Below are 23,488 nucleotides of genomic sequence, written 5' to 3' on the forward strand. Positions count from 1 at the left end.
TTTCTCCCTTCTCCCTACACGCCTACGACGACGAAGACGAACGCGAGGACCGCGATGCCGACGACGGCCCAGGTCTGGTTACCGAGCACCTTGAAGCGCGAACGGGAAACGGAGTTCTCGAGCACGCCGCAGACAACGAAATCGACCAGGCACTTGACAAGGAAGACGACGGCGCCCACGAGAGCGGTGACGCCGATGGTCGCGGGCTCTCCCCAGGGGATGAAGATGGAGGTGAACCAAGCGACGACCACGACCTGCTTCATGCCCATGGCGAGCTTCATCATGGCCAGGGACGGGCCGGAGAGCTCGGCGAGCGGGCCCTCCTGGAGCTCCTGCTCGGCTTCGGCCTGATCGAACGGAAGCTTGCCGAGCTCCATATAGCAGGCGGCCGCGAAGGCGACGCCGGCGAGGATGACGGCGACGACGCTCGAGACGTTGCCCGTAACGATGTGCTGACCCATGGTCGCAATGTCCGTGGAGCCGCACACGATGGCGACGGTAAACAGCGCGATGAGCATGGACGGCTCGATGAGCACGCTCATGAGGAGCTCGCGGATACCGCCGAAGCCCGCGTAGGCGTTGGAGGAATCCACGCCGGACAGCGCGAAGAAGAAACGGGACAGCGCGAGCGCGTACATGATGGTGATGGCGTCACCAAAGACGGGCATGGGGCTCTCGAGCGTGAACATGGGCAGGCCCATGGCGAGCATGAACGACACCGCGAGGAACAGCGGCGGCATGATGCGCAGCACGAAGCTCGAGTCGGAACTCACGGACTCGGGACGCGCCATGAGCTTCGCGAGGTCCCGGTAATCCTGAAGGATGGACGGACCGCGGCGATTGTGCATCTTCGCGCGAATCACACGGGCGAGGCCGGAGAAGAAGGGCGCGACCAGCATGACCACGAGGCCCTGCGCTATCGCAAGAACGATGTTCATAATATCCTCTCCCCTCTCTAGACCATGACCACGGCGAGCACGAGGAAGACCACGAGCGCCGCGACGATGTAGCAGATGTATACGGAGTAGTTGCCGCCCTCGATCTTGGAGGCGAGGCCGGCCAGCTTATCGGCACCCTCGCTCGGTGCATCGACCAGGAAGCGGTCGGGCAGGGGCTCAACGCCCTGGGCGACACCGGTGAGCTTCTGGAACACGTGCGCGATGGACCAGCAGATCTTGGTGCATACCTCGCGCAGGGTGTAGAGCGGGCCCATGAAGAGCTCTACGTCTGACGCGAAGCTCGTGGCGACGACGGGCATGTGCTCGTTGGGCTCGTAGCCGCACGCCCAAGGGTCGGTCTTCTTAGCGGGGGCCTTGGTGCCGAGGCAGGACCTCAACACGAACGCGAGGCCGGTGAGGACCACGAGCGCGATGGCGATCGCGGGGGTGGAGGTGGCGGCACCGGAAATCTCGTTCACCAGAGACACGCCCGAGGTGGCTGTGACGGCAGAGCCGGCAAGCACGCTCTGGGCGACGTCGCCCAGAACCGGGGCGATGACGGGAGAGCCGATTCCCAGCACCACGCAGATGGCCGCGAGGAGCATCTGCGAGAACAACATCGGAGCCGGGGACTCCTTGGCGTTCGCGGCCTCCTGGGAACGAGGGCTGCTCGCGAACGAGACGCCGTAGGCCTTCACGAAGCACGTGACGGCTAGGGCACCGGTGATGGCGAGGGCGGCCGCGGAGGCGACGGCGAACACCATGACGACCGGGTCGGAGAGCGTCGAGATGTTGAACAGGGACTGGTAGGTGAACCACTCGGAAACGAAGCCGTTGAGCGGCGGGATAGCCGAGATGGCAAGGGCACCGATGAGGAAGCAGACGGCCGTGACCGGCATACGGCGGAACAGGCCGCCCATCTTCTCCATGTTGCGCGTACCCGTGGCATAGAGCAGGGAGCCCGCGCCGAGGAACAGCTCGCCCTTGAACATGGCGTGGTTGAGCGTGTGGTAGAGGGCGGCCATGAGCGCGATCGTCGCGATGACGTCGTTGCCCAGGGCGTGCGCCGTCATGGACGCGCCGACACCGAGCAAGATGATGCCGATGTTCTCGACGGAGTGGTAGGCCAGCAGGCGCTTAATGTCGTGCTCGTGGAGGGCGTAGACGACGCCCAGGACCGACGAGATGGATCCAAAGACCAGGACCATGAGGCCCCACCAGAGCTGGACGCCCGAACCCGCGAGCAGGTCGAGACCGACCTTGAGGATTCCCAGGATGCCGATCTTGATCATGCCGCCGGACATGAGGGCGGACACGTTGGACGGCGCCTCGGGGTGCGCCTGGGGCAGCCAGGAGTGCAGCGGGATGATACCGGCCTTTGCGCCGAATCCGAAGAACGCGAGGACGAAGCACGCGGAGGAGACGGCGGGTCCAAAGTCATGCGTACGGAAATCACTGAAGCTGAAGGAACCGCCCACGCCGTTGGTCATGAGCAGGAAGCTCGCCATGATAAGGACAAAGCCCACGTGCGCGATGACGAAGTAGAGCCAACCGCCCCTAATGGAGTTCTTGTTCTCCTCGATAACGACAAGGAAGTAGCTCGTAAGGGACATGAGCTCAAAGGCGACCAGGAACCAGAACACGTTGTCGGCGGTGATGACGAGCATCATCGAGGCGACGAAGGTGTTCATGAAGAAACCGGCGCGCCCGACCTTGCCCGGGTACTCATCGAAGTAGGACAGACCGTAGATGAAGCCCGCAAAGGCGAGGATTGAGATGAGGACCACGATCAGGCCCGCAAGGCCGTTGAGCAAGAGCTCGAGACGGGCGAACGGGAAAAAGAAGACCGTGTTGAGGGACGAAACGTCGCCAAGCACGGCCTCGAGGCCCGCGATGAACGACAGCACGGCCGCGACGGCGCCGATCAGGCAGCCGGCGGTCTTGGCGGCGTTATCGGCCTTAATCAGCAGAACCGAGGCGAGCGCACCGATGCACGAGACGGCAAGCGATGCGATAAACAGCGTCATGCTATCCATTGTTTACGCTCCCTTCTGCTTTCTCGGACAGACCCTGGGCCACAGCCGCCACGTCGACGGCAGGGCCGTTCTGAATCGAACGCAGGCGCTTGGCCTCGTCGAGTTCGCGATCTGCCGCGCCGCCCATGACGGTGAGCGCCTTGGTGGGGCAAGCCGCCACGCAGTGCGGACCCTCGGGGTCGAAGGCGCACAGGTCGCACTTGACGGCACAGGTGTACTGGCCGGGCGCCCACGTAAGCAGGCTGCTCAGGGACTTAGGGTACGAAGGCGTCGGGACGCACATGCCTGCGACACCGGCAATAGACGTGCCGTCCGGATGGATGGCGCCGAAGGGGCACGCGATGGCGCACAGCCTGCACCCGATGCACTCCTGCTCCTTAACGTGGATGCGGTCGCCATCGTGCTCGATGGCGTTCACCGGGCAGACCTCGGCGCAAGGGGCACCCTCGCAATGGTGGCAGGCCAGGGCGGCCGAAATGCCGCCGGTCTTCACGAGCGCCAGACGCGGCGTGTCCTGAAGACCCTGCATCCGGTGGGCATCTGCACAGGCGGACTGGCATGTTCCGCAGCCGATGCACCTCTCCGGGTTGATATCGATGAAGCGGTTCATCCCCACTTCCTTTCAAAATAACGGGCCGGGCGTCCGATGCGCTTGGACGCCCGGCCCAAAAAGCCAACGAGAACGGGACTACACGATTTGGTTCACGTGCGTCTCGTCGTCGAACTTGGCGGCGCCGGGCTCAACATCCTGGGGAGCGGCAGCGTCCACCAGAGCCTGCTTGAGCTCGGTGTACTGACGCTCCACCTCGCCCTCGGCCCACACCTGGTCGGCGATGGCGTCGACCTGGCAGGCAGAGAACTTGTCCTCGGGCGTGTGCGAGACCGGGTCGACCTTGTGCATGGTCAGCTCATTGCACTTGCCGATCCACCACTGGTAGGTCATATAGACCGTGCCCTTGTTGATACGGTCGCTCACGTCCGCGCGGCTGTAAACCTGGCCGCGGCGGCTGTGAACCGAGACGATGTCGCCGTTCTTGATGCCGCGGGCCTTCGCGTCCGCGGGATTCATGCGAACGAAACCGGGCTCGTCGGCAAGCAGGGCCAGCGTCTTGCAGTTACCGGTCATCGAACGGCAGCTGTAGTGGCCGACCTCGCGGACGGTGCACAAGATGAGCGGGTACTCATCGTCGGGAAGCTCGGAGGGCGCCTCCCAGTCGTGCGCCATCAGGTTGGCACGGCCGTCCTTGGTGGTGAACTTGCCGCCCGCGAACATGTCGGCCGTGCCGTAGTCGTTCACATCGGTGCTCTTGACCGGCCACTGGGCGTAACCGCCCTCGGGAGCCATCTTCTCGTAGGTCGCGCCCACAAAGTTGGGGCACAGGCTAATGCACTCGTTCCAGATCTGCTCGGTGTTGTCGTAGTGCATGGGGTAGCCCATGCGCGTGGACAGATCGGCAAAGATCTCCCAGTCGTGACGGCACTCGCCCTTGGGCGGAACAGCCGCGTCAAAGTGCTGGAAGCTACGGTCGGATGCGGTAAAGACACCCTCGTGCTCACCCCAAGAGGTAGCAGGCAGGATGACGTCGGCGAGCATGGTCGTCTGCGTCATAAAGATGTCCTGGCAAATGAACAGATCCAGCTCGGAGAGCGTCTTGCGCATACCGGCCGAATCGGGCTCGGTCTGCACCGGGTCCTCGCCGTAGTTGTAGAAGCAGTGCACCTTGCCCTCGTCGACCAGGTGGCACAGGTCGGTGAGCTTGTAGCCCTCCTCGAGCGGGAGCTTTTCCTCGGGCACGCCCCAAGCCTTTGCAAACTTGGCGCGCACGGCGGGGTCGGTGACTTTCTGGTAGCCAGGGTACAGGTTAGGCAGCATGCCCATATCGCAGGAGCCCTGGACGTTGTTCTGACCACGCACGGGCGCGAGGCCGGAATTGGGTTTGCCGATCTGGCCGGCAACGCAGGCGATGGAGGCGATGGTGTGCACCGTCTTCAGGTTCTGCTTCTGCTGGCATACGCCCATGCCCCAGCCAATGATGGCGGAGGGCTTCGCCGTGGCGTACATCTCGGCAGCTTGGTGGATCAACGCGGGCTCGACACCCGTGATGTCCTGTACGGATTCGGGAGTGTAGTTCTTGATGGTCTCCCACCACTCGTCAAAGCCGTTCGTGTGCTCGGCGACGAATTCCTTGTCGTAGAGGCCATCGTTGACCAAGCAGTTGGCAAAGGCGTTGAGGAACGCGACGTTGCAACCGTTCTTGATCGGAAGGTAGAGATCGGCGATACGCGCGGTTTCGATATGGCGCGGATCGGCGACGATGATCTTGCAACCCTTTTCTTTGGCTCGCACGATACGCCTTGCGACGATGGGGTGCGAATCGGCAGGGTTATAGCCGAAGAGGAAAATGCAGCCCGCATCCTCCATACCGGGGATGGAGCATGACATGCAACCTGAACCAACCGTGTCCATCAGACCGAGGACAGTAGGGCCGTGTCAAGTACGGGCGCAGTTGTCCACGCTGTGGGTGCCGATGCACGCACGCGTAAACTTCTGCATGACGTAGTTCGCCTCATTGCCGCCGCCTCGCGAAGAGCCGGTGGTCATGACAGCGTTAGGACCATATTCGTCAATTATGGCCTGCATCTTAGATGCGGTGAAATCCAGTGCCTCGTCCCAGCTTACGCGCTCAAGATCCGCGCCCTTAGTGCGGCGGATCATCGGGTGCAGTACGCGAGGAGTCAAGATCTTGGTGTCGTTGATGAAGTCGTAGCCGCTCATGCCCTTAAGGCACAGCTCGCTCTGGTTGGTGATGCCGTTGAGCGGTTCGGTACCCACGACCTGGCCGTTTTGGACCAGGAGGTTAAACTGGCAACCGGCGCCGCAGTACGGGCAGATCACTTTATGCTTCTCCATGACACCCTCCTTCCTTTCTCTGCTACCGAATACTCGGTACTTATTTGACAATCATTGGGCCTGTCGCCCGACGCTTACGCCTCGTTTTCGGTGGTGGCGCGGGCACGCTCGGCAGTCAGTTCTGCCAGGCGCTCCTCGTCAACCAGGGTGAGGCCCTTGGTCGGGCACGCCTCGGCACACGCCGGACCGCCGGGACGGTCCACGCACAGGTCGCACTTGAGCACGAAGCTCTTGGTCTGCGAACCCACGCGAACGTCGCCCATCAAGACCGGAACCTGCGTGGTCGCCACGCTCACGGCGCCAAAGGGGCATGCCATGACGCAGCTCTTGCAGCCGATGCAGTTGTCCTCGTTGACGCCTATACGATGGTTCTTTGGATCAAAGAACAAGGCGCCCGTAGGACAGGCCTTCGCGCACGGGGCATCCTCGCAGTGATGGCAAGCCACCGGTGCGGAGATCTCGTACGTACGCGTCACGCGCAGGCGCGGCGCGACGATGTTGCCGGGGATGTCGTGCGCCTCGATGCACGCCGCCATACAGGTTTGGCACCCAATGCAGCGTGAGGAATCGGCTACGACTCGTTTATTGCCCATGTTGTTCACTCCCTCCTGAATCCCATGCCGGAGAGACCCTGTCGACGTTGCCCCGGACCGCCCGTGGTCCGGCATCGGCGTATCGAGTGCATGCGGCGAAACAGGCACTTCGATAGAATTCCTCCAACGATATACAGGTGAAATATACGCAGTTGCAGGTGGCAAACTTGAGCATAGGCCCTGCAATACGGGTGTATTGCAGGGGTTTTGGCAGGTTGGAATTATTCTCTAGAAGCTATAAAGGTGAGTGTATTACATGCGTACATCCAAGGGAGATTTCACGCTCGTTTCTGAAGGATGTAGTACGTTTGTAATATCGTTTACACTCAATTACTCTAGTGCAATAAAGTAGTGGTTGTAAGATTGGCTATTATTAGCCGATGTTGTATTTGACTATTCAAATTGCACGCTCATTAAGGGAGGCCAGTGATGTCATCGACTCAAAAACGAGCCATCCTGCAGGTGCGCATTCGCGAGGAAGACAAGCAGCATGCCGAGCGTCTCTACGACGCAATGGGCACATCGCTCGCCGAGGCTGTCTGTCTATTTGTCGCGCAGAGTATTTTGATGCGCAAGCTCCCCTTTCAGCCGGTCGCCGTGCGCTCCAAGGACGGCACGGCCGCCTATGGACTGCTCAAAGCATATGGGGACCCCAATCGCCGCTCCGAGGAGCGCAATGCCTGGATTGAATACCTAGCCACAGAAAGCGACGAGTCGGTTTTGGGTCCCGAGGAAGTAGATATCCATGAGTAGCACCATCATCGACGAGACCGTCATCCTGCGCTACCTGCTTAACGACGACGAGGTCCTGTCGCCGCGCGCCGCCAAGGTCATCGCCACGCGCACCGCTCGCGTCTACCCCGAAATCATCACGCGCGTCGTGGTCACGCTGCGCGACGTCTATAAGGTTCCCCGAGTTGAAATCGCGTCGGCCATGACCAAGCTGCTCGATGACGTCATGGTCGACGAGCCCACCGTTGTCGCCCTTGCCGTCAAACTCTTTGGCAAGACCCATATGGACTTTACCGATTGCCTCCTCGCAGCCCGAACCGCCATCTACAACGATGATGTCGTGAGCTTTGGCAAGCCCATCATCCAAGGCATGATCGATTACCGCCGCAAGCGCCAAACCGCTGCCGACGCCCGCGACCGCGCCGCCGAAGCCCGCAGCCGAAGCACCGACTCCACCATCGACAAGCTCCGCCACCACGGTCGCCACTAACCGACAGGCAACGGCATCGCCCGTCCCTCAACCCCATCCCCTCTTAAGTTGCGGTGAAATACGGACTGTTTCATGCCTTTAAAGGCCTCAACAGTCCGTATTTCACCGCAACTTATTGAAGGTTGGCTGCGAACGATTTCGCTATCGGGAGTCGGCGTAGGGTTTTGTTGTCGGAATGCCGTAACCGCGCATCATGGCACCGAACGATTCTACGTCGTAGGTGTCCGAAAGTTTGAAATGAATGACGTTGTGGGCCATGGCACGAAGGTTCGCGTCGCGCATGAGGGCCGCTCGATAGGTTTTTGCCGCCGCTTGCTCTGGATCATCTTGAGCTTCGTCTTCAAACTTACCCAGCCCATGCAGCTCTGCCAGCGTCCATGATCCGTCTGGCATCTGCCAGCCATAATCTGCTAGATAATAACCAGCGTTTCCCGGTCGCGTTATCTCAACTTGAAGCTCAGGCGCGGCAACCCCAGCGAGAATCATCGCTGCTCTCGCCTCGGACTCGCCGCCATTGTCTGACCTGCAGTCCATATGCTCAAAAACGTCAAAAGCACGCGCGATGCCATGCAGCCCTCGGCAATTTGCCTGCGCATATGCTCGCAGCTCTTCGCGTTCGACATCGTACTCACGGGCCAAGCCATCGACATAGCCCAGCGCATAGCGAAAGGCGCTCGTTCGGGCGATATCAACAACCGTTCGATACGGATCCGTCAGCGTAAACAGACCGAGCCGCCACACTTCGCCCGCCCGCCAGCGCTTGTATTCAACGAACTCATACGTATCACGCCTTGTAGACCGCGGCAGCAGCACTTGCACTTTATCCAGTAGCGTATACGCAGAGCCGATGCCGTAGAGCAGCGCTGCCGTCGATCCGCAAAACACAGCATCCGGTTCAACGACCGCAATAGCGGATGCCAGCTGAAAGATGCGATCTTCAACCCCAAGATTATTCCAATAGACCGGATCCGCATACACATGGTTGTAAAGACGAAGCATGAGCTCTTCCTGCATAAGCTCGCGCGCACGGCGTTCATCCCAAGGATCAATTGTTATAAGCAGCTGTCCATCTTGATGAATTCCAAGGGCCGAGAATAGCATCCTTGCATATGACTGCGGAATATGTTTGCCTTTATCGAGCATGGCCAACCCCATAACCGTCACGGCGGAGAGAATACCATTACGCTATCGCATGCTTCCGTCCGTAGGCCTTGCCAAAAGCTGACCAAAAGCTTGACGTCGCAGGTCAGAGGTTCAAAAAATATTTACACTCTCGGTAGACGGTCGCTACGACCCTCCCAACGGCATCGGAATCCAACCTTACAAATAGTTGCGGTGAAATACGGACTACATGGGCCATAAAAGCCGGAAAACAGTCCGTATTTCACCGCAACTTAGGAGGGGATGGGGGTCCCGGCATGTATATGAAAACGGCTCTGGCACCAAATAGAGCCAAAGCCGTTAAAACTATCCTATGGAGCGGGCGACGGGAATCGAACCCGCGTCATCAGCTTGGAAGGCTGGGATTCTACCATTGAACTACGCCCGCAAGATATGGTCGGGACGACAGGATTTGAACCTGCGACATCCTGCTCCCAAAGCAGGCGCGCTACCAAACTGCGCCACGTCCCGAAGGTGTTGAGCAGCTAAGGTCTAAACCTTGCGTGTCCCAAAGCGAAGGAAATTATAGGGGAGACTCCCCGCCTGTGCAAGCATTGATGCCTTAGCTCCTCGAATGTGCGACAAAACGACTATGGAGCAAACCGATCACAAACGCCGCCACGGCAACCGGCGCCCACGCGGCACCGATATCCGCCAGCGGAAGAACATCAAACGGTAGCCACGCGCCCGCAAAGAACGCATCGCGGACCGAGGTGATCACACTCTGCACAGCAACCACGCCGCCGACCCACACCCACACCTGCGGATGAGCGTCGCAAAAGCCGTGCACCAGGCCCATCAGTACCAGTACGATGGCAACGGGATACAAGGCGTTGAGCATAGGCACCGAGAACATGAGGATCACGTCGAGGCCCACGTTGGAGAGCAGGCACGAAAACGCCGCGAACACAAAGGCGAGGATCGCGAAGGGGCGGCGCATGGCCTCCTCGGAGGCCTCCGCTCCCCCTTCAACCACGTACGTCTCACAGAAATAGCGCGCGCAGCAACTAATGAGGCCAATGCACACGTTCATGCAGGCGAGGAAGAAGATGGCGAAGACCACGACCGTGCCGGCAAGGCCAAAGTGCATGGAGGCCGAGCGAGCAAGGATTGCAGCGCCGTTGGTGGCGTCGGGCATCACGGTGCCGAGCTGCATACCGGCAAGGGCCAAGCCGCAATAGATAATGGCCATGAGCACGCCGGCGATCACACCGGAACGCGAAATCTCGAAGGCCATGCGCTTGTCATCGGTAACGCCCAGTTCGTGAATGGTCTCGGCGATGATAATGCCAAAGGCGAGCGATGCGAGCAGGTCCATGGTCTGATAGCCAGTCAGAAAGCCCTGCACGGCGGCGCCTGCATCGTAGGGAGCCTGAGGCGCGGCAGCCGGTCCCAGTGGCGAGATCACGGCAGCACCCACGACCAGTACGATGAGCGCAATGAGCGCGGGGCCCGTAATGCGACCGAGTACGCGTGTAATGACACCCGGGCGCAGCGTGAGCGCAAACGCGATGATGAAGAACCCGATGGCAAACGCCAGACGTGCCGTGCCGAGCGAAACGCCCTCGGGCAGCAGCGGCACCAGCATCTCGAAGGCCGTGGAGCTTGTGCGCGGAATAGCCAGGCACGGGCCGATGGCCAGGTAGACCGCCGCAACGAAGAATTCGCCAAACTTAGGATGCACGCGGCCGGCAAGCTCGCGCGCCGTTCCGGCAAGTGCCACGGCGATAAAACCCATGACGGGCAGGCCGATGGCGGCAATCAGAAAGCCGAGCATGGCGACCGGCGTGGCAGAACCAGCCTGCAGCGCCAGCAGCGGCGGAATAATGAGGTTGCCGGCGCCAAAGAGCATCGAGAACAGCGCAATGCCGACGGTAACGACATGGTCGGAGCGCAAACCGCGCGGAGCGGATGAGGCCATATGCACACCTTTCGGGTCGAAACAAAAACGGGACGGGCAAAAGACCCGTCCCGCAAGTATATACGCTCTAGCAGGCTAAATCGCGCAAAGCGTCAATCGCGGTGTCGACTTCCTCGTCCGTGTTGAAATACCCAAACGAGAAGCGGACGACGCCCTGGCGCTCGGTCCCCAGCGCGCGGTGCATGAGCGGAGCGCAATGGGCACCGGGGCGCGTCGCAATCCCCCACCCTTGCATGAGCGCGTCCGAAATCTCGGCAGAGTCGATATCGGCTACGTTGAGCGACACAATCGCAGAGCGCGCCTGCTGGTCAAAGGCACCGTAGAGCTTAATCCCCGGAATCTTGCGCACACCGGCAAGGAAGCGATCAGCGAGCGCACGCTCGTGGGCAGCAATCGCCTCGACCCCACCCTGGGCCTCGATAAAGTCGAGACCAGCGGAAAGTCCCGCGATGCCATGACCGTTGAGCGTGCCCGCCTCAAGGCGCGTGGGCCACTCAAGCGGCTGCAGCGCATCGAAGCTGTGCACGCCCGTGCCGCCCATGGCCCACGGAGCCACGTCAATGCCCTCCGCCACGGCCAGGCCGCCGGTGCCTTGAGGTCCCATGAGCCCCTTATGGCCGGTAAAGCACACAATGTCGAGCCCCATGGCCTGCATATCGATATGCATCGCGCCGGCAGACTGCGAGGCGTCGACGATCACCAGCGCGCCGGCCGCATGCGCGATGGCAGCCACGCGCGCAATGTCGACCGCGTTGCCGGTCACATTGGAGGCGTGCGTCACCACCACGGCACGCGTGCCCGGCGTGACCAACCGCTCGAGCTCGTCGTAGTCGAGCACACCGTTCGCGTCGCAGCCCGCATGCTCAACGGTCACGCCCTGCTCTGCCGCCAAGCGGTTGAGCGGACGTAGCACCGAGTTGTGCTCAAGCACCGTCGTGACCACGCGGTCGCCGGGGCGCACCACGCCATTGATAACGGTGTTGAGCGCCGCGGTGGAGTTGGGCGTAAAACAAACATGGTCAGCACGCGGGCAGCCCAGCAAGCGCGCAAGCTTGGCGCGGCAGCCGTGGATGGTACGTGCCGCATCGAGCGCACCCGAGGTGGCACCGCGCCCAGCATTGCCGAGCGAGCACATCGCTTGCGTCACGGCGTCGATGACCGCCTGCGGCTTGTGCATGGTCGTCGCCGCGTTATCCAGGTAGATCATCGCACGACCTCCCACATGTCGATCACCGTAAAGCCCTCGGTGGGAACGCCCGCCGCGGCGAGTTCGCCGCGCAGCAGCTCCTCATCGGCAGGCAACGCCTTCCACGCCAAACCGCAGCCGGCAGCGACCTCCCCGGGCACGGGAATCGTCCGCCCGGGAAGACCGCGCTCGATGCACAGGGACTCGCAACCCATGGCGGCCGCCGTGGTGGGAAACGTGATGACAAGCGCCGGGCGCTTCTCCCTCATGGCAACTCCAACCAATACGCTACGGGCGCACGACGCGCGCGGCCTGCTCCATCTTCTCCACGATCACGTACATGTTGGTGACCTCGCCCACCGCAAGCTGGTCTTTAATGCCATAGTGGTCGAGGCAGGTACCGCAGGTGAGAATCTCGACACCCTGCTCCGCCAAGCCCTTCAGGTCATCGAGCACCGGCGAGCCCTCGACGGTGAGCTTGGCACCGCCGTTGTAGAAAAGCATAGTCGCGGGCAGCTCCTCCTGCTGCGTCACGGCAAAGACAAACGCCTTCATGAGCTTGTGGCCCAGCTCGTCGTCGCCACGGCCCATGCAATCGGTATAGACGGAAATGACAAGTTTGCCCTTGCCGGCGCTGCCGTCGCAGAAAGCAGCGCCGTCCTGCTCGGGGTCCGCAACGGCCACGGCACCGGCGGTCGCGACGGTCACGCGCCACTCAGCGTCAGAAACCTTCTCGACTGAGGCCGTGCAGCCCTTCTCCTGCGCCATCTTGGAGATGTTCTTGACGGCGGTCTCGTTGTCGACCGAGGTCACGACTGTGCCCTCGCCATCGAGCTGCTTCAGGGCTTTGAGCGTCTTGACGACGGGCAGCGGGCAGGCATCGCCCATGGCATTGACTTCAATTTTGGTAGACATAGTTTTTCCTTTCAAAAGGGACCGCCCAGAACGGTAGGCGGTCGCATAAACGGTTTTCCTTAATGCACAACGCGAACGGCAGGACCGCCCGGCTCCGCCTCGCACACGCGCCCGACAACGGCGGCAACGCGCCCCTCGGCATGCAGACGGCGCGCAAGCTCATCCACATCGGCAGCAGGTGCCGCGATAAGCAGGCCGCCCGAGGTCTGCGGATCGTACAGCGCGTCGAGCATGCCCGGCTCCAGGTCCTCGTCGGCAGCCACGCGCGGGCCAAAGAAGTCCTGGTTGCGGTAGGAGCCCGCGGGGATAATGCCCAGACGCGCCATGTCGAGCACCTGGTCAAAGAGCGGCACCGCCCCCGACGCAAGCTCAACCTGCACGCCCGAGCCCTCGGCCATCTCGCACGCATGCCCGATCAGGCCAAAGCCCGTAATGTCGGTGCAGCCGTGAAGCCCGAGTCCCTCGGCCAGACGAATCGGGGCTTCGTTGAGGGCGCGCATCGAGTCAAACATGGCTGCGGCCTCGTCCTGCTCGATAAGCTCGCCCTTAATGGCCGTGGTGATGATGCCCGAGCCGATCGCCTTGGTCAGCAGCAGAACATCGCCCACGTGCGCGCCGCTGTTGGCGAGCATACGGTCGAGCGCGACAAAACCGCTCACGGACAGGCCGTACTTGGGCTCGTCGTCGTTGATGGTGTGACCGCCCGCGATGGAGCAACCCGCCTCGACGCACTTGTCGGCGCCACCTGCCAGAATCTGGCCGGCGACCTCGACGCCCAGGCAGCTCGGGATGCACAGCAAGTTCATGGCATGGCTCGGCCGCCCGCCCATGGCGTAAATGTCCGACAGCGAGTTGGCTGCGGCGATCTGGCCGAACAGATAGGGATCGTCGACCATCGGCGGGAAGAAGTCGACGGACTGCACGAGGCCCAGGTTTTCGCCAACACGAAAGACACTCGCATCGTCGGAGGTATCGAACCCCACGAGCAGGTTGTCGTTATGCACATTGGGTAAGTCGCCCAGGACCTGGGCGAGGGCTCCGGGAGCCAACTTAGCGGCTCAACCGCTCGCGGCAGTCATAGACGTGAGCTTAATCTGATCGTCAGCCATCGATACCTCCTCTCATCGGTCAATCATTTTCTCCCAGTATACGCATGAATGCGAGCCTGCGGCGGATGCATTAATTGAGCGCCTGTGCGCGAATCGCCGCGCCGATGGCACCGGCAAAGCGAGCCTGGGGCGAGGTGGTCACCGGCGACCCCAGCAGCTCGCCCAACCGCTCCACCACGAAGGCGTTCTCGCACAGGCCACCGGTCAGGTAGTACGGGGCGCCCGCGGCCTGCCCGGCCATGGTCGCCACGCGCGAGACCACGCTGTCGATCACGCCACGCGCAATGTTCTCGCGCGGCTCACCGCGACCGATCAGGCTGATAACCTCGCTTTCGGCAAACACCGTGCACATGCTGCTGATCTTGGTGGGCTCGCCGGAACGCGCCAGGTCAGCCATCTGCTGCTGGGAAATGCCTAGGCGGTCGGCCATGATCTCCAAAAAGCGCCCCGTACCGGCAGCGCACTTGTCGTTCATGGCGAACTTGGCCACGCGGCCACTTTTAAGCTGAATGACCTTGGTGTCCTGGCCGCCCACGTCAATCACCGTGCCGTGATCGCCAAACAGGCGCACGGCACCGGTACCGTGGCAGGTGATCTCGGTCACGACCTTGTGCGCATAGGGCACGGCGACACGGCCGTAGCCAGTCGCGACCACGCGCACGTCGTCGGCAGCCACGTCATAACCCGCCGCTGCCAGTGCCTCGCGCAGCCGCTCGGAAGCATCGACCGAGGAGAACCCGGTTGGCTGCACGCACGTCCACGCCACCGAACCCTCCCCGTCGACCACAGCAGCCTTAGCCGCCGTAGACCCGATATCGATCCCGATCCCTATCATGGCTCTCTCCCAATCTAAACATCAAAGACAGTGGCACGTTCAGGCGCCTTAGCTCTAGGTTTCTCAGGTGCCGGAGATTGCCCCGAAAGAGGAGCGCAGCGTACTTTGGGTACGCAAGCGACGGTTTGAGGAGCAAGATCCGGTGCCTGAGGAAGCTAGAGGGTTTCGATGAAGGCGGCGATGCGGGTCTCGATCTGGCCCATGTCACCGTTGCTGTAGTCGGTCTCGATCTTCATATACGGAATACCCGCACCCTCGACAGCCTCCTGCATGCGCGCGCTCTCAACGTTGAAGGTGTGGCAGGCCTGTAGCACGCTCTCTACCACGCCATCGACATGGTACTTCTCGCACATGGTCAGTGTGTTCTCCATGCGGCCGTCGTTAGGCGTCATGACCGAGCAGTTGATATCCAGGTAGCGGTCGGCGATGGCGCGCAGAATGTCGGGCGCGTCCGGGTCGATCATCATGGCGGCCGTACGCTCGCCCGAGCAGTCATCCATGCACACGACCACGCCGCCGTTGGACTCGATGGTGCGACCGATCTTGTTGATCACACCGCCTACCGGGCAGCCGGTGATCAGAATGCGCTTGGCATCCGCCGCGACCGGGCGCTCGCCTGCGTCATAGGCCTCGCGCAGCTTGGCAACCTTTTGCTCCAGCTGCTGCGTATAGGCCTCGATATCAAAGCTGAACGTGCCGGCAAACATGGTGCTCATCAGGTCGACGCCGCTCATGGCCGCCGGCTGGTTGGCCTGCAGCGCAAACATCTCGAGCTGGGCCGCACGCAAGCGGTTGCGACGACGGACGGCAGCGCGCAGGTCATCGTCGGTAATCGTGATGCCGTAGAAGTTCTCGAGCTCCTCCTTGAGCAGGCAGCACTCCTCGTACCAGCCTTCACGCTCGTAGGCGCGATCGCGACCCTGCGGAAGATGCAGAATGTGCGTGCGCTTGAGCTCGTTGAGTAGCTCGTACATCTTCTTCTTGCCGTCGCAGGTGGTCTCACCGATGATCATGTCGCTAAAGTACGTAAACGGGCACTTTTGCGAATAGGCAAAACCATACGTCGACTTGATGAGCGGACACAGATTTGCCGGCAGCACCTTCTCGGCCTCGGGAATCACCTCATCGGACGTACCGCAAAGGGCCACGCTCGAGGCGCCCGCGGCATCGATAATCTCGAGCGGCGTATAGTTGCACAAAAAGCCGACCAGACGATTGCCCGCCTGCTTGTAATCCTTGACACGAATAAACGCCGCCTTGCGCTGCTCGTTGAACTCCTCAAACGTGGATGGCAACGGCTGCTCCATATTTTCCGACATATAACTCCTTAACAAACCTTTTGACCAACCAAGGAAACGGCTTTCCCAGGTGCCCGAGGTTGCCGTGAAAGAGAAGCGCCGCGTACTTTGGTACGCAAACGATGGTTTGAACGGCAAGATCGGGTGCCTGGGGAAGCCGCCGGGACGGATACCCCTAAATGGTTTCCAAGAAAGCCTCAATCCTGGTTTGCAGTTGGCCTGCATCCTCGCCGGCGTAGTCGGTCGTGATGTGCATAAACGGAATGCCGGCCTCCTCGGCAGCCTTCTCCACGGCAAACGACTCCATCTCGTAGAGCGTGCAGAACTGCAGGGCCACGTCGACGATGCCGTCGGCATGCAAGTCCTTGGCCATCTGGACAATGTCCTTCATACGCTGATCGTTGGGCGTAAAGACGGCGCAGTTAATCTTAAAGTAGCGCTCGGCGATGGCGTCGAGCATCTCGTCGACCGTCTCACCGGACTCGTCGACCAGGTCCTTGTAGTGGCGCGAGCCCGTGCAGGACTCCTCGCCTACCACAACGCCGCCGGCCTTCTCGATAAGGTTGAACAGCTTCCAGTTGGGCACGGCCATGGGCGTGCCGGTGTACAGGATGCGCTTGGCCCCCTTGGGCGCCACGCCCTCGCCGGCCTCAACGCGCTGCTCGCACTCGGCGGCCATCTCGTTGATGGCTCCGGTCAGACGCGGCGTGTCGTCCATAAAGGCGGCCTGAACGGTCAGCAGGCTGTCGAGACCGCTGATGGGCGCCGGATCGGCAGCGCGCGTGGCAGCCAGACGCTGCAGGGCGCGACGCTTCTCGTTGACGGCGTGGATGGCAGCCTTCAGGCGCTCGGGCGTAATCTTGACGCCGCACTCTTCCTCGATCTTGGCGGCAAGCTTTTTAACCTCGGCCTTCCAGGTCACGAGCGTCGACTCGTCGTGCACGTTGGGGATATCCATGACGTACATGTTCTTTTGCGTGGCAAAGAACTCGTAGGCCTTCTTCTTGCCATCGCAGGTGTTCTCGCCCACCACCAGATCACTCGACTCAATGTAGGGGCAGACCTCGCCCAGCTTAAAGCCGGCAAAGCTCTTGATGAGCGGGCAGGTGTTGCGCGGCAGATGCTCCTCGACCTTGTCGGTCGCCCAGTCGGCACCCGAGCACAGGCCAACGGGGATGCCATCGCAGGCAAGCACGATCTCCTCGGGCACGTACACACAGAACGAACCGACGATCTTGGTGGCCTCGCCGGCCTCCTTCTTGTCGAGCATCTCCTTAATACGGCCGCTGTGGATGTTGGTGGCGACAAAATCCAGGTAGGACGTGGACTTGGGGCGATTGTTCTGCGTCAGGAACATATCGCCGTACATCTGGCCCACAGCGCCCAGCAGCATGTCGTGATCGGCAAGATTCATGCCGAGGCTCTCCCACATCGGATGGAAATCGAATTCTTCAGCCATGACGGTTCCCCTCTCGAACCAAATACGGATAACTACGGTATTGCTGCACGGTGGGCGGCGAAAACCCAGCCGTGCCTAAACCCGGAATTTTGGGGAACCTGCTTTGCGGTCGATTATTTAGTTGTGCGTCGTCTCTCCCGGAGCCGTGAACATACCTGCTCATATGCGACTCCGAGCCATATACAGGGCGCGCGCGGCAACGCGGCGAATGTATGTCGTCTGCGGCATGTGCGCGTCCTCCTTTACAAGTTAAGGTCAACTATATCAACGGTCGTCGACCATGCGAACACCGTTGACATTCGTACGACAGCGTCGTGTGCCGCCGTTTAATAAATAATTATCTGTGTTGATAAGAGTTTGTCATTCCCCATTAGGCGAACGGCAAGACAAAGCCGCCGAGACTTATATCCCCGACGGCATTACCCGGCGCTACCGACAAACCAGATGGATCCTGCTGGCATCAAAATGCATACGCAGGGTCTCGCCTTCTTGCGGTAACCCATCCGCTGGTACGCTCAATTTGTTGACCTTCCACTGCAGACGCGTTGGCGCATCGGCCCGCGGCGCATCCAACAGCACCAGGCGCTCAAAACGCGAATCGCTCACGCGCGCCACGTGCAGGTCGTAGCTGTTGCGACCCCGCTCGGCACGGTTGTCCACATGGAAGTAGCTCGCGCGAATGCCCAGGTACGCCACATTATCGGGAACCTCGCGACCCACGTTAAAGGTCATGCCCCAATCGAGCGCCTCAACTTCTTCGTCGCCGATCTTGCGCGCCCGGCTTGTGTTCTTGCAGCCCGTCAGGCGCAGCGCCGCCAGCGTCTGCGGACGGCGGACCACGTCCTCGACGGAGCCGATCTCCTCAACATGCCCGTCGTGCATCACGCAGATGCGCTGGCACAGGCGGCACGCTTCGTCGATGTCGTGGCTCACATAGAGCACGGTGCGGTTGCATACATCGAACAGGTCGAGCATGTTCTGTTCGAGGGCGCTCTTAAGATAGGAATCGAGTGCGCTCATGGGCTCGTCGAACATAAAGATGCCCGGGTGAGCCGCCACCATACGGGCAAGCGCCACACGTTGCTGCTGACCGCCCGAGAGGCGCGCGGGATAGCGGTCGGCAAAATCGGCTAGGCCAAAGATGCCCAGGTAGCGCTCGGCAAGTTTTTTACGCGCCGCGGCGTCGCCCGCGTCCTTTACGCCGGCACATACGTTATCGGCCACCGTCATGTTGGGAAACAGCTGATAGTTTTGGAACAGCAGGGCGCATTTGCGCTCCTGGGGCGACAGGTTGATGCCCGCCGCCGAGTCAAAAAAGGTCACGCCGTTGACGACGATCTTGCCCTCGTCGGGCGTCTCCACACCGGCAATGCAGCGCAAGGTGCAGCTCTTGCCGCAACCCGAGGCACCGAGCAGCGCCACACGCTCCTCGCCGGCCTCAAGCTGCATGTCGAGCATAAACCCGGGATAGCGCTTTTTAATATCCAGAACGAGCGACATGGCCTATCGACCTCCCTGCGAAGCGGCATCCTCGCGCATGAGCTCGGCCAGCGCCTCGCGATCGATACGCAGGGCGTCGCCGCCCACCGGGTCGAGCGAATCGCCCTGTCCGGCGAGCTCTTTGGCCTGCTTGTGCTTCGCACGCGAAAGGCCCCGCTCGCGATACTTTTGCGAATGCGCGGTGTACATGTTGATGAACAGGATGACCAGGAAACTAAACACAATCACAACGGCGACCCAAAAGAGGGCCACCGAGGTGTTGCCGCCCATCCACTCAAAGTAGATGGCGATGGGGATGGTCTGCGTAATACCGGCGTAGTTGCCCGCAAAGAACAGCGTGCAGCCAAACTCGCCCATGGCACGCGCGAAGGCGAGCACCGTGCCGGCGGCAATCGAGGGCCAGCCAAGCGGCATCATGAGCTTGGTGAAGATGCGACGCTCGGACCAGCCCAGCGTGCGTGCCGCATCGAGCATCTGCGTGTCGAGGCTCTCGAAGGCTCCGAGCGCCGTGCGGTAGACCAGGGGAAACGACACCACCACGGCGGATATCACCGCCGCGGGCCACGTAAAGACGATCGAGATGCCATGCGCGATAAGCCACCGACCGACCCCGGTCGATCGACCAAACAGCATGAGGAGCAGAAAGCCGCAAACCGTGGGCGGCAGCACCATAGGGATGGTAAAGACCGAGTCGAGCAGGCCCTTGATACGGCTCGTAGTACCCATGGTCTTCCATGCGGCAAACAGGCCCAGCGCAAAGGAGATCAGCAGGGCGAGGCCGCTCGTTTTGATAGACACCCAAAACGGACGATAGTCGATGTCGCCCAAAAAGGAGGCCAAGGAGGTCAAGGGGCCCTGCTCATCCCGCAACACGACAGACGATGCCTCTACCATTTGAGCGCTATCAAGCCAACGCGCGCCGCCCTTGGCATCACCCGAGGCTGATGCAATCACCACATAGCGGTCCCCATCCGCACCGCGCTCGTCAAAGCTATAGGTATACCCGCCGGCATCAAACGTTGTTTCCGCCGTGACATACCAAGGAAGATTCACGTCCCCCAGCTGCGCACCTCCCATGCAGTTTGCGCTGTCGAGCTCACAGACGAGGGCCTTGAGACCCGATACGCACTCGTTGTCCTGCGGATCCAACCCATACTTCTCGACCGCCTTGGGCGATATCCACACCACAACGCGATCGGCGGCAGGCGCCACTACAAGGTCCACGTCCTCGTCAACGGGAAACCGGTAGCCCTCAGGCTGGCCCTCCATGGCACGAGCGGTCCCCTTGGCCAACCGCTCAAAACCTTCGATCCCATAGGAAAGCCCATGAGCGGTCGCAGCAACCTGGGCCCCGTGCTCAGCGTCCCCGGCAAACGCAAATCCCGGCACCCAGCAAAGCGCGAAGGTCAAAGCACAGGCGACAAGCATGCGGAATCTATTAAGCACGAAAAGCTCCAAGCGAATACAAGGACGAAGTGAAAAACAAAACGATGGAATTATCGCGCCAAGCCGCACTACGCGGAAAGCTCAAAGCCGTACTTGGCCCAAATCTTCTGGGCCTTCTTGTTGGTCAGGCAGAAGTCGATGAACGCCTTGGCCTTGTCGGCGTGCTCGGAGCTCTCGGCAACGGCACCCGGGTACACGATGGGCTTGTGCGAGTCCTCGGGGCACACAAAGGCTTCCTCGATGCCGTCGTAGCGGAAGATGTCGGAGCTGTAGACAAAACCAGCCACGCAGTCGCCTGTGGACACATAGGCGGCGGCGGTGCCCACCTTATCGGCCAGTGCGACCTTGTCGGCAATCTCGGGAGCATACTCACCGTCGTCGCCCTCGGTGCCGGTGTAGAGGCCCACGGAGGCCAACGCCTGGTTGGCGTACTTTCCGGCAGGGACGGTCTTGGCGTCGCCGATGGCAATCTTACCGTCCAGATTCGCGACGTCGGCGATGGCCTCGACCTTAGTATCGGAGCCCTCGGCGCGAATGATCACGAGGTCGTTGACGAACATGTCCTCACGCGTGTCGGCATCGACGAGCTCGGCGGCTTCGGCGTCGTCCATGGTGCCCTTGGAGGCCGTGATGAGCACGTCGACGGCGGCACCGGCACGCATCTGCTCAACGAGGTCGCCGGAGGCCTTAAACTGCGTGTCGGCAAAGGTGGTGCCGGTCTGCCCGGTGTAGAGCTCCTGAACCTCGGGCAGGGCCTTCTCGAGCGAGTTGGCGGCAAAGACCTGCAGCTCGACAGCTTTCTTGGAAGATGCCTTAGCAGAACCTGCATCGGATCCGGCCGGCTCGGACGTCTTGCTGCCCGAGCAACCGGCAAGACCAAGGCCGGCAGCGGCGACAGCAGAAAGTGAGACGAATCCGCGGCGAGAAACCAAATCGAACATATTCAACCCTTTCGGATCTTGTGCCCGGGTACCCCACCGCGGGCTTTAATCTGCAATCAGATTATACTTCTGCGCGAATAATGATTATGAGAAATTATTCTCTCCAGAGAATATAGTTTCAAGTTACCGTGCACCTCGGTGTCGCTTCGGCGGAAAACAAAAGCGGAGCGACCGATAAGGTCGCCCCGCCGCAGGTAAACCGCTTAGTTGGTATGTCCGCCGCCCGCTGTCATCTGAGCCGCATGCTCCAGCTGGTCCGCTATGGCCTCCCAGCTTTCGCGGGCGGCCTTCGTAGAACCGGAAAAGTTTACGACAAGTGTATGACCTCGTTGCATGCAAATAGCACGCGAGAGCATGGCGCGGCGCGTCTTGGTCATGGAGTATGCACGGATTGCCTCGGCAATACCCGGCACATCGCGGTCGCAGACGGCACGCGTCGCCTCGGGCGTCACATCGCGCATCGAAAGCCCCGTGCCGCCGCAGGTGAGCACGACATTGGCGTGGCACTCATCGGCGGCTTCCACAATGGCATCACCGATCTCGCTGGCGTCGTCGCGCACGACCACATGCGAGGCGACCGTCCAGCCCTGCGCCACGATGAGCTCCTCGAGGGCAGCGCCCGCCTCGTCCTGGGCAAAGTCGCGCGTATCCGAGCACGTCACGATCGATATCTTCAACTCCATAGCGTTCCTCCTATAGCACCGTTCCCTCGGGCAGGTCGACGCGCACAACGTCCACGGCATCTCCCACCTTGAGCTCGCACGGTCCTTCGTCAATACGCAACAGGCAGTTCGCACGCTGCATAGTTCCAAGCAGCGCCGAGTTCTGCGTCTTGGCCTCGGTCACCAACAATTCACCGGTCTCGGGGTCGCGCAAAACCGTGGCGCGATCGAAGAAGCGTCGGTCCTGGCGCTTCTTCACGCCGTGTGTGAGCGTCGCCTGCTGCACGGGACGCACGCCCTCGGAAAAGCCGCGCATCTTGCGAATCGCCGGGCGGGCAAGCATCTCAAAGCCCACATACGCCGCCGCGGGATTGCCCGAAAGCCCCAAATATGGCTTGTCCCCAAGCAGACCAAACGTGATGGCTTTGCCCGGACGCATCGAGATGCGATCGAACAGCACCTCGCCCTCGCGCCTGACCAGCGCCGTCACATAGTCGTAATCGCCCGAAGAGGCGCCGCCGCTCGTAATGACAAAGTCGCACTCCTGCACGGCACGATGAACCAGCTCGGCAATCGCCTGCTCATCATCGGGCGCAATGCCGTAGAACACGGGCTCGGCGCCGGCATCGAGCGCTTCGGCCATCAACGCCGACGAGTTGGAGTCGCGAATCTGCCCGCGCGACGGCACGTTGCTCGGTGCGACCAGCTCCGTGCCCAGCGAGATGATGCCCACACGAGGGGCAGCGTGCACCTTCACGCTCGCGTATCCGGCGCTTGCCAGCAGACCCGCGCCCGCCGGAGCCACGACCTCGCCGGCGTGCATCACAACATCGCCGGCATGGGCCTCCTCGGCGGCAGAGCGAACGTTCTCCCCCACCTTGGCCGGCGCCGAGAAGCGAACGTGCGACCCCTCGTTACCATCGCCGTCGAGCACGTCGACGATCTCGTATTTCACCACGGCATCGGCACCCTCGGGCACCGGCGCGCCCGTCATGATGCGGACCGTCTCGCCCGCGCCGATTGCGTCCCCAAACACATGACCCGCGGCCTCATGTCCGATAACATCGAGCGTCACCGGCGCCTCGCCAGATGCCTGCGCCAAGTCCGCCGAGCGCACGGCATATCCGTCCATAGCGCTGTTGGCAAACGGCGAGATGTCGATATCGGCCACCGCGTCCTCGGCCAGGGGAAGACCGGCGGCCTGCCACACGGGAATCTCGACGAGATCGGTCGGAGCAACGTGCGACAGGACAATCGACTGTGCGTCATCCAGCGGAATGAGTTTCTCTGCCATATGCACCTCTTAATGCCACGGCGCACAACAGGGGCGCCGATTCTTTATGCTTGTCTCAGTA

Annotated in this window: 21 protein-coding genes and 2 tRNA genes; 2 read left to right on the top strand and 21 right to left on the bottom strand. The window is 61.4% G+C overall.

The genetic code is table 11. The features are described 5' to 3' along the window. Positions 1-14: 14 nt before the first annotated feature. The 5 genes from ACESUZ_RS03620 to ACESUZ_RS03640 all read right to left on the bottom strand — a co-directional run bounded on the left by ACESUZ_RS03620 (position 15) and on the right by ACESUZ_RS03640 (position 6,478). Positions 15-938: a respiratory chain complex I subunit 1 family protein gene (locus ACESUZ_RS03620; protein WP_055309580.1), complete on the bottom strand. Its 924-nt coding sequence runs from the start codon at positions 936-938 to the stop codon at positions 15-17. A 17-nt stretch (positions 939-955) separates the two neighbouring features. Then, complete coding sequence (gene hyfB / locus ACESUZ_RS03625; protein WP_195568229.1) at positions 956-2,974, bottom strand: hydrogenase 4 subunit B; 2,019 nt, start codon at positions 2,972-2,974, stop codon at positions 956-958. Next, positions 2,967-3,584, bottom strand: a complete 618-nt coding sequence (locus ACESUZ_RS03630) for a 4Fe-4S dicluster domain-containing protein (RefSeq protein WP_373198529.1) — start codon at positions 3,582-3,584, stop codon at positions 2,967-2,969. Before ACESUZ_RS03630 ends, hyfB begins: the two co-directional genes overlap by 8 nt. Before the next feature lie 78 nt (positions 3,585-3,662). Then, positions 3,663-5,885 (bottom strand): formate dehydrogenase subunit alpha, encoded by a 2,223-nt coding sequence (gene fdhF / locus ACESUZ_RS03635; RefSeq protein ID WP_373198532.1) that lies wholly within the window; start codon positions 5,883-5,885, stop codon positions 3,663-3,665. Between the two features lie 74 nt (positions 5,886-5,959). Continuing rightward, positions 5,960-6,478: a 4Fe-4S dicluster domain-containing protein gene (locus ACESUZ_RS03640; protein ID WP_373198535.1), complete on the bottom strand. Its 519-nt coding sequence runs from the start codon at positions 6,476-6,478 to the stop codon at positions 5,960-5,962. 429 nt (positions 6,479-6,907) lie between these two features. Between ACESUZ_RS03640 and ACESUZ_RS03645 the strand changes: the two genes are divergently transcribed. Both ACESUZ_RS03645 and ACESUZ_RS03650 read left to right on the top strand, forming a co-directional pair. Next, positions 6,908-7,231 (top strand): type II toxin-antitoxin system RelB/DinJ family antitoxin, encoded by a 324-nt coding sequence (locus ACESUZ_RS03645; protein WP_373198537.1) that lies wholly within the window; start codon positions 6,908-6,910, stop codon positions 7,229-7,231. Continuing rightward, the gene (locus tag ACESUZ_RS03650; RefSeq protein WP_373198540.1) at positions 7,224-7,700 is read left to right on the top strand and encodes a type II toxin-antitoxin system VapC family toxin; all 477 of its coding nucleotides are present in this window, start codon (positions 7,224-7,226) and stop codon (positions 7,698-7,700) included. Before ACESUZ_RS03645 ends, ACESUZ_RS03650 begins: the two co-directional genes overlap by 8 nt. A 141-nt stretch (positions 7,701-7,841) precedes the next feature. Here the strand turns inward: ACESUZ_RS03650 and ACESUZ_RS03655 are convergent, their stop codons facing one another. From ACESUZ_RS03655 to ACESUZ_RS03730, 16 genes are all read right to left on the bottom strand, one after another. After that, a complete protein-coding gene (locus ACESUZ_RS03655) occupies positions 7,842-8,843 on the bottom strand; it encodes a hypothetical protein (RefSeq protein WP_373198543.1) in 1,002 nt (333 codons plus the stop codon). Positions 8,844-9,175: 332 nt separating this feature from the next. Next, positions 9,176-9,249 (bottom strand) — tRNA-Gly (locus ACESUZ_RS03660). 6 nt (positions 9,250-9,255) lie between these two features. Then, positions 9,256-9,332: transfer RNA gene (locus ACESUZ_RS03665), tRNA-Pro, on the bottom strand. Between the two features lie 91 nt (positions 9,333-9,423). Further along, positions 9,424-10,782, bottom strand: a complete 1,359-nt coding sequence (gene brnQ / locus ACESUZ_RS03670) for a branched-chain amino acid transport system II carrier protein (RefSeq protein ID WP_373198545.1) — start codon at positions 10,780-10,782, stop codon at positions 9,424-9,426. A 67-nt stretch (positions 10,783-10,849) separates the two neighbouring features. After that, positions 10,850-11,989, bottom strand: coding sequence for an aminotransferase class V-fold PLP-dependent enzyme (locus tag ACESUZ_RS03675; protein ID WP_138112246.1), 1,140 nt, complete (start codon positions 11,987-11,989; stop codon positions 10,850-10,852). Beyond that, a complete protein-coding gene (locus ACESUZ_RS03680; RefSeq protein WP_117847551.1) occupies positions 11,986-12,237 on the bottom strand; it encodes a putative Se/S carrier protein in 252 nt (83 codons plus the stop codon). The genes ACESUZ_RS03675 and ACESUZ_RS03680 overlap by 4 nt, the downstream gene beginning before the upstream one ends. Before the next feature lie 19 nt (positions 12,238-12,256). Then, positions 12,257-12,883, bottom strand: a complete 627-nt coding sequence (gene yedF / locus ACESUZ_RS03685) for a sulfurtransferase-like selenium metabolism protein YedF (protein WP_373198549.1) — start codon at positions 12,881-12,883, stop codon at positions 12,257-12,259. 59 nt (positions 12,884-12,942) lie between these two features. Continuing rightward, positions 12,943-13,992, bottom strand: coding sequence for a selenide, water dikinase SelD (gene selD, locus ACESUZ_RS03690; RefSeq protein ID WP_373198551.1), 1,050 nt, complete (start codon positions 13,990-13,992; stop codon positions 12,943-12,945). A 70-nt stretch (positions 13,993-14,062) separates the two neighbouring features. Next, on the bottom strand, positions 14,063-14,827 hold the full coding sequence (locus ACESUZ_RS03695; RefSeq protein ID WP_055286143.1) for an acyl-CoA dehydratase activase: 765 nt from the start codon (positions 14,825-14,827) through the stop codon (positions 14,063-14,065). Positions 14,828-14,982: 155 nt separating this feature from the next. Continuing rightward, positions 14,983-16,146 (bottom strand): double-cubane-cluster-containing anaerobic reductase, encoded by a 1,164-nt coding sequence (locus tag ACESUZ_RS03700; RefSeq protein ID WP_373198553.1) that lies wholly within the window; start codon positions 16,144-16,146, stop codon positions 14,983-14,985. 154 nt (positions 16,147-16,300) lie between these two features. Then, positions 16,301-17,584, bottom strand: a complete 1,284-nt coding sequence (locus ACESUZ_RS03705) for a double-cubane-cluster-containing anaerobic reductase (RefSeq protein ID WP_373198555.1) — start codon at positions 17,582-17,584, stop codon at positions 16,301-16,303. A gap of 429 nt (positions 17,585-18,013) precedes the next feature. Continuing rightward, the gene (locus tag ACESUZ_RS03710; RefSeq protein WP_138112235.1) at positions 18,014-19,084 is read right to left on the bottom strand and encodes a sulfate/molybdate ABC transporter ATP-binding protein; all 1,071 of its coding nucleotides are present in this window, start codon (positions 19,082-19,084) and stop codon (positions 18,014-18,016) included. A 3-nt stretch (positions 19,085-19,087) separates the two neighbouring features. Then, the gene (gene modB, locus ACESUZ_RS03715; RefSeq protein WP_373198557.1) at positions 19,088-20,530 is read right to left on the bottom strand and encodes a molybdate ABC transporter permease subunit; all 1,443 of its coding nucleotides are present in this window, start codon (positions 20,528-20,530) and stop codon (positions 19,088-19,090) included. Between the two features lie 68 nt (positions 20,531-20,598). After that, positions 20,599-21,471, bottom strand: coding sequence for a molybdate ABC transporter substrate-binding protein (gene modA / locus ACESUZ_RS03720; protein ID WP_373198559.1), 873 nt, complete (start codon positions 21,469-21,471; stop codon positions 20,599-20,601). 203 nt (positions 21,472-21,674) lie between these two features. After that, positions 21,675-22,154 carry a MogA/MoaB family molybdenum cofactor biosynthesis protein gene (locus ACESUZ_RS03725; RefSeq protein WP_373198561.1) on the bottom strand — a complete coding sequence of 160 codons (480 nt, stop codon included), beginning with the start codon at positions 22,152-22,154 and terminating at the stop codon, positions 21,675-21,677. Between the two features lie 10 nt (positions 22,155-22,164). Next, complete coding sequence (locus tag ACESUZ_RS03730) at positions 22,165-23,427, bottom strand: molybdopterin molybdotransferase MoeA (RefSeq protein ID WP_373198563.1); 1,263 nt, start codon at positions 23,425-23,427, stop codon at positions 22,165-22,167. Between the last annotated feature and the right edge of the window lie 61 nt (positions 23,428-23,488).

Origin of the sequence: Collinsella aerofaciens ATCC 25986 (assembly GCF_964239575.1) — a bacterium.
In the GTDB taxonomy this organism is placed as follows: domain Bacteria; phylum Actinomycetota; class Coriobacteriia; order Coriobacteriales; family Coriobacteriaceae; genus Collinsella; species Collinsella aerofaciens_BQ.

Bases quoted from the DNA above. Each gene is read 5' to 3' on its own strand.
- hyfB (WP_195568229.1), bottom strand. From the start codon at position 2,974: ATGGATAGCATGACGCTGTTTATCGCATCGCTTGCCGTCTCGTGCATC.
- modA (WP_373198559.1), bottom strand. From the start codon at position 21,471: ATGTTCGATTTGGTTTCTCGCCGCGGATTCGTCTCACTTTCTGCTGTC.
- ACESUZ_RS03630 (WP_373198529.1), bottom strand. From the start codon at position 3,584: ATGAACCGCTTCATCGATATCAACCCGGAGAGGTGCATCGGCTGCGGA.
- ACESUZ_RS03705 (WP_373198555.1), bottom strand. From the start codon at position 17,584: ATGGCTGAAGAATTCGATTTCCATCCGATGTGGGAGAGCCTCGGCATG.
- ACESUZ_RS03725 (WP_373198561.1), bottom strand. From the start codon at position 22,154: ATGGAGTTGAAGATATCGATCGTGACGTGCTCGGATACGCGCGACTTT.
- yedF (WP_373198549.1), bottom strand. From the start codon at position 12,883: ATGTCTACCAAAATTGAAGTCAATGCCATGGGCGATGCCTGCCCGCTG.
- ACESUZ_RS03710 (WP_138112235.1), bottom strand. From the start codon at position 19,084: ATGTCGCTCGTTCTGGATATTAAAAAGCGCTATCCCGGGTTTATGCTC.
- brnQ (WP_373198545.1), bottom strand. From the start codon at position 10,782: ATGGCCTCATCCGCTCCGCGCGGTTTGCGCTCCGACCATGTCGTTACC.
- ACESUZ_RS03645 (WP_373198537.1), top strand. From the start codon at position 6,908: ATGTCATCGACTCAAAAACGAGCCATCCTGCAGGTGCGCATTCGCGAG.
- ACESUZ_RS03730 (WP_373198563.1), bottom strand. From the start codon at position 23,427: ATGGCAGAGAAACTCATTCCGCTGGATGACGCACAGTCGATTGTCCTG.
- ACESUZ_RS03675 (WP_138112246.1), bottom strand. From the start codon at position 11,989: ATGATCTACCTGGATAACGCGGCGACGACCATGCACAAGCCGCAGGCG.
- ACESUZ_RS03620 (WP_055309580.1), bottom strand. From the start codon at position 938: ATGAACATCGTTCTTGCGATAGCGCAGGGCCTCGTGGTCATGCTGGTC.
- ACESUZ_RS03655 (WP_373198543.1), bottom strand. From the start codon at position 8,843: ATGCTCGATAAAGGCAAACATATTCCGCAGTCATATGCAAGGATGCTA.
- ACESUZ_RS03700 (WP_373198553.1), bottom strand. From the start codon at position 16,146: ATGTCGGAAAATATGGAGCAGCCGTTGCCATCCACGTTTGAGGAGTTC.
- ACESUZ_RS03640 (WP_373198535.1), bottom strand. From the start codon at position 6,478: ATGGGCAATAAACGAGTCGTAGCCGATTCCTCACGCTGCATTGGGTGC.
- ACESUZ_RS03695 (WP_055286143.1), bottom strand. From the start codon at position 14,827: ATGATAGGGATCGGGATCGATATCGGGTCTACGGCGGCTAAGGCTGCT.
- ACESUZ_RS03680 (WP_117847551.1), bottom strand. From the start codon at position 12,237: ATGAGGGAGAAGCGCCCGGCGCTTGTCATCACGTTTCCCACCACGGCG.
- ACESUZ_RS03650 (WP_373198540.1), top strand. From the start codon at position 7,224: ATGAGTAGCACCATCATCGACGAGACCGTCATCCTGCGCTACCTGCTT.